The sequence below is a fragment of the Micromonospora parva genome, from assembly GCF_000718515.1.
GTDB classification, from domain to species: Bacteria; Actinomycetota; Actinomycetes; order Mycobacteriales; family Micromonosporaceae; genus Micromonospora; species Micromonospora parva.
In genome coordinates this window covers 1-10,207 of the sequence record NZ_JNZS01000052.1, presented here as the reverse complement: position 1 = coordinate 10,207, position 10,207 = coordinate 1, and the positions used below count along the sequence as shown (strand labels likewise).

Here is a 10,207-nt window from a genome sequence, read left to right as displayed (position 1 = left end):
GGGGCGGGGCGGCGGGGTGGGGGGGTTAGCGCTGGATGGACTTTGTTTCCAGGAACTCTTCGAGGCCCATTTGGCCGAACTCGCGGCCGTTGCCGGAGTGCTTGTAGCCGCCGAACGGGGCGAGCGGGTTCCAGTGGCCGGCGTTCACGTCGACCTGGCCCACGCGCAGCCGCCGGGCGACGGCGAGAGCGTGCTCCGGCTCACCGAAGACGCCGCTGGTGAGGCCGTACACCGTGCCGTTGGCGATGGCCACGGCCTCCTCCTCGTCCGCGTAGGGGATGATCGTCAGCACCGGGCCGAAGATCTCCTCCTGAGCGATCGCGGAGGCCGGGTCGACGTCGGCGAAGATCGTCGGCTGGACGTAGGCCCCGACGGTCAGCCCCTCGGGCCGCTGCGGGCCGCCGAACACCAGCCGGGCACCGTCGGCGATGCCCCGCTCGATGTACCCGACCACCTTCTGCCGGTGCGCCTCGGACGCCATCGGGCCGATCCGGGTGGCCTCGTCGCCCGGGTCGCCGACTGTGTACTGCTTCGCGGCCTCGACGGCCAACGCCACGACCTCGTCCTGCCGGGAGGCGGGCACCAGCATCCGGGGCCACGCGCCGCAGACCTGACCGCCGTTGCTGAACGCCATCATCAGGCCCCGCTCGACAGCGTCGGGCAGGTCGGCGTCGTCCAGGATGATGTTCGCCCCCTTGCCGCCCAGCTCCAGCGCGACCCGCTTGACGCTCGCCGCGGCCACCGCGGAGATGCGCTGCCCGGCGCGGGTGGAGCCGGTGAACGAGATCATGTCGATGTCCGGGTGGGCGGAGATCGCCTCGCCGACCGTCGCGCCGGTGCCGTAGACGACGTTGAAGACGCCCGCCGGTACGCCGGCCTCGGCGGCGGTCTCGGCGAGGATGCGCGCGGTCAGCGGGGCGTTCTCGGACGGCTTGAAGACCATCGTGTTGCCGGCGAGCAGGGCCGGGGCCAGCTTGGAGACGATCTGCTGGAGCGGGAAATTCCACGGCGTGATCGCGCCGACCACGCCGATCGGCTCGCGGACGATCAGCGAGTTGCCGACCTCCTCGGTCCAGGCGAAGTCGTCGGCCAGGCCGGCGATGGATTCGAGCACCGCAGCCGGGAAGGCGACCTGGGCGGTGCGGGACATGCCGATCGGCGAGCCCATCTCGGCGGTGATCGCCTGGGCGATCTCCTCGGTACGGGCGGCGAGGCCGACGCCGAGGCGGCGCAGCACGTCCGCCCGGTGCTGCGGGGTGGTCGCCGACCAGGCCGGGAAGGCGGCCCGGGCGGCGGCGACGGCGCGATCGACGTCGGCGGCGGTGCCGGCCGGGGTCTCGGCGACGACCTCGCCGGTGGCCGGGTTCACGACGGGAAGGGTGCCGGCGGAGCCGGTGACGGTCTCGCCACCGATCCAGTGGCCGGCGACGGTGTGGGTGGAAGGTGTCATGGACCGACCGTCGCACCGTGCCGGAACCCCAACCAGGTGCGGTTTATCCAGGGTTTCGCGATCCCTGGCTGGGGTCCGGCCCTCCTCAGAGCGCGAGGACGATCCGGCCGGCGGCGGTGCCGGCGTCCTGCCGGGCCCAGGCATCCGCGACGGCATCGAAGGGCACGATCTCATGATCGACGGTGAGCCGGCCGGTCGCCGCGTGCCCGGCCACCACTGTCAGCGCCGCTGCCCGCGCGGCGGTCGACAACCCGTTGTTGGTGTAACCGACGATCCGCAGTGCCCCGCTGCGCAGCACGGCGGACTCGATGGGTGCGGTCGCACCCGCCGCGCTGCCCAGGTTGACCAGTCGCCCACCGGGGCGCAGCACCCGCAGCGCCGCCGCGGCCGGGACACCGAAGACCGGGTCCAGGACGAGGTCGAGCGGCCCGTCGGCGGCGTGGCGCAGCCGGTCGGCCAACGACGCGACGTCGTCGTCGGGGAGCAGCGGGAGGGCGACGGCGGCGCCGAGCTCCTCGGCCCGGGCGCGGGCCGCCGCCGAGCGGGCCACGGCGATGACGCGGCGGGCGCCGCCGAGCAGTGCGAGCTGGATGGCGGCCTGGCCCACCACACCCCCGGCCCCCAGCACGACGACCTGGTCACCGACCGACAGGCCGCCGGCGTCGGTCAGCGCCGCCTGCGCGGCGACCGCGGAGAGGCCCAGGGCCGCGAGCAGGCTCAGCGGTACGCCGTCGGGCAGCGCCACCACGTCGGCGGTGGGCACCGTGACCGTGCCCGCCATGCTGCCGTCCACACCAGGGCGCATCCCGGCCGACGTGCCGAACCACACGGGAGTGCCGTCGGCCAGCCGACCGACCCCCTGCACCCCCGGCACGTACGGGGTGGTCGGCGGGCCGAAGTAGCTGGTGCCGCTGGCGCACAGCACGTCCAGCGGGGTGATCGGCACCGCCTCGACGGTGACCGCCACCTCGCCGTCGGCTGGCACGGGTGTCGGCCGCTCGGCGAGCGTCGGCGCGGCACCGCAGCGGGTGAGCACTGCCGCGCGGATCACGTCGCGATGTCCGGGTAGGGCATCGAGAAGTGGGCCAGCCGCGCGCCGTAGGACTTCTGGTATTCCAGCGGCTCGGTGTTGTCCCGCTCGAAGAGGGCGATGAAGAGGGTCAGGGTGAGGAACGGGTGCGCGCCCAGCTCGAAGAGCTTCACGTGGTCGTGGGTGGCCAACGCCTCGCGCTCCACGTCGTCGAAGCGCAGCCAGGTGCTGGCCTCGCCGGTGTGGCAGTTCAGCACCGTGTTGGCGCACTCGGCCTCCCACCAGGCGACCAGCTCGCGCGGCTCGCTGCGGTAGCGCTCGACCAGCTCCGGGTCCCGGTCGACGGTGAAGAGGAACTTGTTCAGCAGGTATCTGCTCATGCCGTCGGCGCTCCGTTCGGGTACCAGGTGAAGTACGCCTCCATGGTGTGGAACAGATCGAGGGTGTCGACGTAGTCGGCCTTCACGCCGGCACCGGCCACGCCCATCATGAGCATGAAGTCCATGAAGCCGTGGGTGGCGTTGCCCGGTGAGTGCAGGCTGTCCAGGGTGACCTCGCGCAGGCACTCGTCCAGGTCGCCGTTGGCGATCCACTCGACGGCCCGCTGATCGAACTCCGGGTCCGGGCCGTGCGGGCCGAACTGCCGGGGGCCGCCCAGCTCCAGCGAGAGGTGACCGGTGCCGATGACGGCCACCCGCAGGTGCGACGGCCACGACTCGACGATGTCGCGGATGCTCTGGCCGAGTTGGACGAAGCGTTTCGGCTGCGGCAGCGGCGGCGCGAAGATGTTCGTGTAGATCGGCACGATCGGCAGGTCGGCCTCGGGCCGCAGCGTGATGATCGGGCAGGTGATGCTGTGGTCGATGCGCAGCTCGTTGCTGAACGCGAGGTCGAACCCGGCGTCGAGCCCGGCCCGCAGGATGTGCGCGGACAGGTCCTCCTGGCCGGTGAGCAGCATCCGGGGCAGCCCGAACTCGCGCTCCTCGTTGTACCAGTTGGCGTCGTAGCGGGGCGCCTTGCCGACCAGGAACTGCGGCATGTTGTCCAGCCAGAGCTGGTGGAAGTGGTCGGAGCCGACCATCACCAGCACGTCGGGTCGGGCCCGGGTCAACGTCTCCCGGAACGCCAGGATCTTGCGGGTCCACTCGTCGGCGAACGGTGGTCGATCCTCGCCGGTGGCGGTGCTGGCCCGGTAGTAGAAGGGGTGGTGGGTGGAGGCGATGACCGCGACGATGGAGGCCATTCCCGCTCCTTTCGGGGGCGCGAGAGGGGGTCAGGGTTCGTAGACGGCGTTGCTGTCGACGGTGCGGTAGATGTCCATGCCGAGCGGTCGTCGTCGCTCCTCGGCGAGGTGCCCGAGCAGCCCCGCCGCGCGGGCCAGCAGGGCGAAGCCGCGCAGCATCTCGACGGGGAGCCCCAGGTCGGCCAGGGCCGCGCCGCAGACCCCGGCGCCGTTGAGCGGCAGGGTGCGGCCGAGCACCTGCGGGTGGACGCGTCCGATCGCCTCGAACAGCCGCAGGTGCGGGCCGTGCAGACCCTCCTCGGTGGCGATCCGGATCAGCACGGGGGTGCGCGGGTCCTGCTCCTTGTGCACGGGGTGCCCCAGCCCGGGGACCAGCCGGCGTTCCTGCTTGGCCCGGGTGACCGCGTCCAGCGCCACCGCGTCGTAGTCGGTCACCTCACCGGCCTGGGCGAGCGTGTCGGCGAGGAAACGTCCACAGTCCTCGGTGACGCCGAGGAAGCGCGAGCCGCCGCCGAGCAGACCGGCGGCGAGCGCGCCCTGCAACGACTCGGGCGCGGACAGGTAGGTCAGCCGGGCCGCGATCGCCGTCGGGGTGAAGCCGTGGTCGGCGAGGGCCACCAGCACCGCCTCGAAGACCCGTACCTCACCGGAGGTGGGCCGGCGGCCGGCGACCAGCCAGTACGCCAGCTCGCCGAAGCCCACGGTGCCCATCAGGTCGGCGGCCAGGTCGTGCCCCAGCAGGGAGATGGTGGTCGGGTCGGAGGTGCCGATCCCGGTCGGGAAGCTCAGTTCTTCAGCCACGCGCGGATCTCCTCGCCGTGTTCGTCGAGCCCGGGCGGCGGCAGTTCGTAACGCGCCGGGGTGTCGGAGAAGGTGATGGGGTTACGCACGCCGGGTACGTCCCCGACGGTGACGACCGGGTCGAGCCCCAGTTCCTCGGCGAGCGCCACCCCGCCGTCGATGGTGTTGATCGGCGCGCACGGGACGCCGGCGGCGAGCAAATCACGGAACCACTCGTCCTTCGGTCGGGTGGCGAGCCGTTCGACGAGCAGGGGACGCAGCTCCTCGCGGTTGGCGGTGCGGTCCTGGTTGCGGCCGAAGCGCGGGTCGTCCGGCAGGTCGGGCAGGTCGAGCACCTGGCAGAGCTTGCGGAACTGCCCGTCGTTGCCGGCGATGACGATCAGCTCGCCGTCGGCGGTGGGCAGCGGCTCGTACGGGAAGAGACTGGGGTGCGCGTTGCCCATCCGGAACGGGACGGTCCCGCCGGCGACGTAGCCGCTGGAGTGGTTGACCAGGCCGGACAGCGCCGAGCTGAGCAGGTTGACCTCGACGTGCTGGCCGCGTCCGGTCGCGCCACGGTGGTGCAGCGCGGCGAGGATGCCGATGCTCGCGTGCAACCCGGCCATCACGTCGAAGACCGAGATCCCGGCCCGGTACGGCGAGCCGTCCGGGTCGCCGGTGAGGCTCATCAGGCCCGAGATGGCCTGCACCATCAGGTCGTAGCCGGGGAAGTCCCGGCCGGCGCCGGTGCCGAAGCCGCTGATGCTCGCGTACACGACCTTCTCGTTGGTCGCGGTGACCGTGTCGTAGTCGAGGCCGAACCGGGCGAGGCCACCGGGCCGGAAGTTCTCGATGAGCACGTCGGCGCGGCGGGCCAGCTCCTGCGCGGCGGCCAGGTCGTCGGGATTCTTGAGGTCCAGGGCGATCGACCGCTTGTTGCGGTTGATGCCGAGGTAGTACGTCGAGACACCGTCGCGGGTGGGCGGCATCCAGGTGCGGGTGTCGTCGCCACCGGGGCTCTCCACTTTGACCACCTGTGCGCCGAGGTCGGCCAGGAGCATCGTCGCGTACGGCCCGGCGAGGATCCGGGAGAAGTCCGCGACGAGCAGCCCGGCCAACGGCCCTGTCGAATGCTGCACCATTTTTCCGCCCGTTCTACGGACACCTGTCCGTCGTGACAGCTTCCGACACCGGAAGGGGAGTGTCAACGGAGGAATTGGCCAGCGGGGCCAGACCTTGACACGAATGGTGACCCGGACCACACTTGCGCCACCCGGGCTGGCCGTACAGCGGACAAGAGTTCGGATTCCCCTCGTACCCCGGAAAGGAATGGGTGGCGATGAGCGCAACCGACCGGCCGGTGGTCTTCCGCAACGGCCTGGTTCTCACCATGGACGACGCGCACACGGTGCTCCCCGGCGCCGACGTGCTGGTCGTCGGCGACCGGATCGCGCAGGTCGGCGTCGGCCTCACCGCGCCCGACGACGCCCTGGAGATCGACGCCACCGGCGGCATCCTCATGCCCGGCATGGTCGACACCCACCGGCACCTGTGGCAGACCGCGATGCGCGGGTACGGCGCCGACTGGACCCTGACCCAGTACTTCGTCTGGTACTACCTCGAGTCCGGCAAGCTGTTCCGGCCCGAGGACATCCACGCCGGCAACCTGCTCGGGGCGATCGAGGCGATCGACGCGGGCGTCACCACCACTGTCGACTGGTCGCACGGGTTGCAGACGCCCGAGCACGCCGACGCCGCAGTGGACGCCCTGGAGGCGGTCGACGGGCGATTCGTGCTCGCCTACGGCAACATCCAGCAGGGGCCCTGGGAATGGGCCACCTCCCCGGAGTTCCGCGACTTCCACCGCCGTCGCGTCGACGGGGGCAAGCTGGCCGGCTTCCAGATGGCCTTCGACGTCACCGGCGACCCCGCCTTCCCGGAACGAGCCGCGTTCGAGGTGGCCCGGGAGTTGGGCGCCGCGGTGACCACCCACGCCGGCGTGTGGGGCGCCACGAACGACGACGGCATCCGACTGATGCACGAGAACGGGTTCATGACCCCGTCGACCGTCTACGTGCACGCGGCGACGCTCACCCACGACTCGTACAACCGGATCGCCGCGACCGGCGGCTCGGTCTCCGTCTCGACCGAGAGCGAGCAGAGCGCCGGCCAGGGTTACCCACCCACCTGGCAGCTGCGCCACCACGACATCCCGGTGTCACTGTCGATGGACACCAGCGTGTGGTGGAGCGGCGACCTCTTCTCCGCGATGCGCAGCACGCTCGGCGCGGACCGCTCCCGGGAGCACCTGGAGGCGCACGCCAAGCAGGAGACCGTCACCCACTGCCACCTGCGCGCCGAGCAGGTCGTCGAGTGGGCCACCCGGGGCGGCGCCCGCGCCCTCGGCATGGATGCCACCATCGGCGCGCTCACCGCCGGCCGGCAGGCCGACGTCGTCCTGATCAAGAACGACGCCTCGCCGGTGATGTTCCCGATCCTGAACCCGCACGGTCACGTCGTCTTCCAGGCCCAGCGTGCCGACGTGCACACAGTGCTCGTCGGTGGGCGCGTCGTGAAGCGCGACGGCCGCCTCGTCGGCGTCGACCTCGCCGCCGCGCGGGCGCGGGTCGCGGCGACCATCGACCACCTGCGCGAGACGATGGGGGAGCAGGCGTGGCAGCGGGGCATGAACCCGGACATCCCCGAGACCGCGATCCTGGAGAACCCGTACCAGTACACCGAGTGGGACGCCGGGTCGGCGCAATGGAAGCATTAGGACATGGGTGACAACGGAAGGGGCGCCGGGCCCGACTTCATCGAGGCTCTCGCTCGGGGCCTCGACGTCCTGCGCTCCTTCCGTCCCGCCAGCCCCTCGATGACCCTCAGCGAGATCGCCGCCGCCACCGGCCTGGCCCGCCCCACCGTCCGGCGCATCCTCATCACGCTCGAATCGCTGGGCTACGTCCGCGCGGCGGGCCGCGGCCACACCCTCACCCCGCGTGTCCTCGAACTGGGGATGGCGTACGTCAACGCGCTGAACATGTGGGACGTGGCCCGCCCGCACATGGAGAAGCTGGTCGCGCAGACCAACGAGTCGACCTCGATGGCCCAGCTCGACGGCAGTGACATCGTCTACGTCGCCCGGGTGGCCGTCCCCAAGATCGTGACGCTGGGCGTCACCATCGGCACCCGCTTTCCGGCGCCCGCGACGTCGATGGGCAAGGTGCTGCTCGCCGCGCTACCGCCGGACACACTGGCCGCCGTCCTCGCCGAGCCCAGCCGCTCCGGCATCACCCCGCGCTGGCAGCCCTCGCCCGGCGACCTCGACGCCGTGCTGCGCGAGGTCCGGGCGAAGGGCTGGGCGCTCGCCGACCAGGACCTGGCCCCGGGGATCCGATCCGTCGCCACCGGCGTCCGCGACGGCGACGGGCGGGTCGTCGCCGCCATCAACGTGACGGTGCACGCCGCCGAGACCTCGGTGGAGACCCTGCGCGAGGAGCACCTGCCGAGGTTGCTGCGCGCCGCCGCCGACATCGGGCACGACTGGGCGCTGACCGCCGCCGTGCCGGTGGTCACCGTCTAGGTTCCACCGATCACGAACTTCTTTGATTGTCCGGGGCGGCGCCGACACCAGATCGGATGCCATAGTGCCGCGATGAAGGCAGACCTGCACAGTTACCTGAAGGGCGGCCGTGACACGCTGCTGTGGAAGCTCGACGGGCTCAGCGAATACGATGTTCGGCGTCCGTTGACCCGGACCGCGACCAACCTGCTGGGTCTGGTGAAGCACGTGGCGGCCATGGAGGTCCTCTACTTCGGCGTCGTGTTCGGCCGGCCGTTCGAGGAGGAACTGCCGTACGTCGGCGACGGGGCGGAGCCCAACGCCGACATGTGGGCGAGCGCGGATGAGACCCGCGAGGAAATCATCGCACTGTACCGTCGCGCGATCGCCCACGCCGACACCACCATCGAAGCCCTCACCCTGGATGAGGTCGGCCGGGTGCCGTGGTGGGGCGATGCTGCTGTCACGCTGCACCACGTCCTGGTCCACGTCGTCGCGGAAACACAACGGCACGCAGGCCACGCCGACATCGTGCGCGAACTCATCGACGGCGCGGTCGGGCTGCTGTCGGAAAACGACAACCTGCCCCCGGGCGACGAGTCATGGTGGCGGGAACACCGTCAGCGAGTGGAGCAGGCTGCCCTCGACGCCAGCAAGCGCAGCAACTAGTGCCCGGACCACTAACGTTCACCTGCTTGGGACCGGTGGCTGCACGGGGCGCGAGTAGCCACGGCTCGTGGAGGATCGCGAACAGTACCTGCGATATCAGCGGGACCGGACCGTGCTGCTGGCGATCGGTGCTCGTCTCGGTTCCCAGGTCGGCCGGATCAGCGTGCGGTCGCCTCGGTCTCTGGCCGAGTCAGCCGTCGCCGCCTGGAATCGCGACGAGTTGGGCGGCATCGGCGAGGAGAGTCGCGAAGAGTACGAACTGCGTGACGATGCCTCCGAACTGGCCTTGATCGGTCTGGCGATCGGTGAGCGCGGCATGCGGGATGGTGAGGACGTCGTCGTCGACCTGGACGTGGTCCAGGTCGCGGCGGCGTTGCGGGCCGCGCGATAAATCAGGCGCCCGCCGCCTTGGCGCCGACCTGCTGCGAATCGATCACGGTGACTGAAAGTGTCGTACAGGTGTTCTAGATTCGGATCGTGGTCGAGGAGTTGACGCAGGCAGAGGACGCGATCGCGGCCTCCGCCGATACGGCCGTCTGGGCGCAGCCCGAGGCCGACCTGATCGCCGCGCTCGACGCCGCGCACCGCTTGGAGCAGCGTCTCGCCGCGGTGAAGCTGGCAGTGATCCGTGAGCTCGACGGCCGACGCACCGCTACCACGCAGGGCGCCTCCTCCACCGCGGTCTGGCTGCGCGAACGGTTACGCCTCACCATCCCGGCCGCTCGCCGCCTCGTCGACCTCGCCGCCATCCTGGACACCGGCAACCCTGGCGTACGCCACGCGTTGGCCGACGGCCACATCACCGTGGACCAGGCCCGGGTCATCGCCGACACGATCGACACCGTGCACACCGCCGCCGGTTCCGAGGCCGCTGACAAAGCTCTCGGAGTGCTCGTCGAGTGGGCCGGCCAGTTCGATCCCACCCTGTTGCGCAAACTCAGCACCCGCATCCTCGACCACGTCGCCCCCGACCTCGCCGACGCCGCAGCCGAAGCCGCCCTCGACGCCGAAGCCCGCTGCGCCGCCCGCGACCGCCACCTCACCCTCTCCGCCCTCGCCGACGGCCGCCTGCGACTCACCGGCATCCTCGACTCCGAGACCGCCGGGCTGCTCCGTGCCGCCATCGACCCCGTCAGCGCGCCCTCGGGCCCTGACGACGAGCGCTCTCCCGGGCAGCGCCGGCACGACGCTCTCCGCGACGTGTGCCGCCTCGCCCTGCGCACCGGCGAGCTGCCCGAGCACGGCGGTGATCCGGCCCAGGTCGTCGTCACCACCAGCTACGACGGGTTGACCGGGCAACTGGGCGGCGGAACCCTCGACACCGGCCTGCGCTTGACCCCTGAGGTCGTGCGTCGCCTCGCCTGCGACGCCGCTATCCTCCCCGCCGTCCTCAACGGCGCCGGCCAACCACTCGACCTCGGCCGACAACGCCGCCTCATCACCGGGCCCCTCCGACGCGCCCTGGTGCTGCGC

General features: G+C 71.4%; 11 protein-coding genes. 5 read left to right on the top strand and 6 right to left on the bottom strand.

All coding sequences use genetic code 11. The features are described 5' to 3' along the window. Positions 1-25 precede the first annotated feature (25 nt). The 6 genes from IF22_RS0132510 to IF22_RS0132485 all read right to left on the bottom strand — a co-directional run bounded on the left by IF22_RS0132510 (position 26) and on the right by IF22_RS0132485 (position 5,645). A complete protein-coding gene (locus IF22_RS0132510; protein ID WP_030338329.1) occupies positions 26-1,450 on the bottom strand; it encodes an aldehyde dehydrogenase family protein in 1,425 nt (474 codons plus the stop codon). 85 nt (positions 1,451-1,535) lie between these two features. Further along, positions 1,536-2,501 (bottom strand): quinone oxidoreductase family protein, encoded by a 966-nt coding sequence (locus tag IF22_RS0132505; RefSeq protein ID WP_030338327.1) that lies wholly within the window; start codon positions 2,499-2,501, stop codon positions 1,536-1,538. Then, on the bottom strand, positions 2,498-2,860 hold the full coding sequence (locus IF22_RS0132500) for a hypothetical protein (protein WP_030338325.1): 363 nt from the start codon (positions 2,858-2,860) through the stop codon (positions 2,498-2,500). Before IF22_RS0132500 ends, IF22_RS0132505 begins: the two co-directional genes overlap by 4 nt. Then, entirely contained in the window at positions 2,857-3,723 is an 867-nt protein-coding gene (locus IF22_RS0132495; protein ID WP_030338324.1) for a DODA-type extradiol aromatic ring-opening family dioxygenase, read from the bottom strand. Before IF22_RS0132495 ends, IF22_RS0132500 begins: the two co-directional genes overlap by 4 nt. Positions 3,724-3,753: 30 nt before the next feature. Beyond that, positions 3,754-4,524 carry a citryl-CoA lyase gene (locus tag IF22_RS0132490; protein WP_030338331.1) on the bottom strand — a complete coding sequence of 257 codons (771 nt, stop codon included), beginning with the start codon at positions 4,522-4,524 and terminating at the stop codon, positions 3,754-3,756. Next, complete coding sequence (locus IF22_RS0132485; protein WP_030338322.1) at positions 4,509-5,645, bottom strand: CaiB/BaiF CoA transferase family protein; 1,137 nt, start codon at positions 5,643-5,645, stop codon at positions 4,509-4,511. Before IF22_RS0132485 ends, IF22_RS0132490 begins: the two co-directional genes overlap by 16 nt. Positions 5,646-5,842: 197 nt before the next feature. Between IF22_RS0132485 and IF22_RS0132480 the strand changes: the two genes are divergently transcribed. From IF22_RS0132480 to IF22_RS0132460, 5 genes are all read left to right on the top strand, one after another. Beyond that, the gene (locus IF22_RS0132480) at positions 5,843-7,279 is read left to right on the top strand and encodes an amidohydrolase family protein (protein WP_030338320.1); all 1,437 of its coding nucleotides are present in this window, start codon (positions 5,843-5,845) and stop codon (positions 7,277-7,279) included. A 3-nt stretch (positions 7,280-7,282) separates the two neighbouring features. Beyond that, positions 7,283-8,086: an IclR family transcriptional regulator domain-containing protein gene (locus tag IF22_RS0132475; protein WP_030338318.1), complete on the top strand. Its 804-nt coding sequence runs from the start codon at positions 7,283-7,285 to the stop codon at positions 8,084-8,086. A gap of 72 nt (positions 8,087-8,158) precedes the next feature. Continuing rightward, on the top strand, positions 8,159-8,734 hold the full coding sequence (locus tag IF22_RS0132470) for a DinB family protein (RefSeq protein WP_030338316.1): 576 nt from the start codon (positions 8,159-8,161) through the stop codon (positions 8,732-8,734). 67 nt (positions 8,735-8,801) lie between these two features. Further along, positions 8,802-9,125, top strand: a complete 324-nt coding sequence (locus IF22_RS0132465) for a hypothetical protein (RefSeq protein ID WP_030338314.1) — start codon at positions 8,802-8,804, stop codon at positions 9,123-9,125. Between the two features lie 86 nt (positions 9,126-9,211). After that, positions 9,212-10,207 (top strand): DUF222 domain-containing protein (locus IF22_RS0132460; RefSeq protein ID WP_030338312.1); only part of this gene is annotated, 996 nt, incomplete at its 3' end.

Bases quoted from the DNA above. Each gene is read 5' to 3' on its own strand.
- IF22_RS0132510 (WP_030338329.1), bottom strand. From the start codon at position 1,450: ATGACACCTTCCACCCACACCGTCGCCGGCCACTGGATCGGTGGCGAG.
- IF22_RS0132500 (WP_030338325.1), bottom strand. From the start codon at position 2,860: ATGAGCAGATACCTGCTGAACAAGTTCCTCTTCACCGTCGACCGGGAC.
- IF22_RS0132495 (WP_030338324.1), bottom strand. From the start codon at position 3,723: ATGGCCTCCATCGTCGCGGTCATCGCCTCCACCCACCACCCCTTCTAC.
- IF22_RS0132485 (WP_030338322.1), bottom strand. From the start codon at position 5,645: ATGGTGCAGCATTCGACAGGGCCGTTGGCCGGGCTGCTCGTCGCGGAC.
- IF22_RS0132480 (WP_030338320.1), top strand. From the start codon at position 5,843: ATGAGCGCAACCGACCGGCCGGTGGTCTTCCGCAACGGCCTGGTTCTC.
- IF22_RS0132475 (WP_030338318.1), top strand. From the start codon at position 7,283: ATGGGTGACAACGGAAGGGGCGCCGGGCCCGACTTCATCGAGGCTCTC.
- IF22_RS0132470 (WP_030338316.1), top strand. From the start codon at position 8,159: ATGAAGGCAGACCTGCACAGTTACCTGAAGGGCGGCCGTGACACGCTG.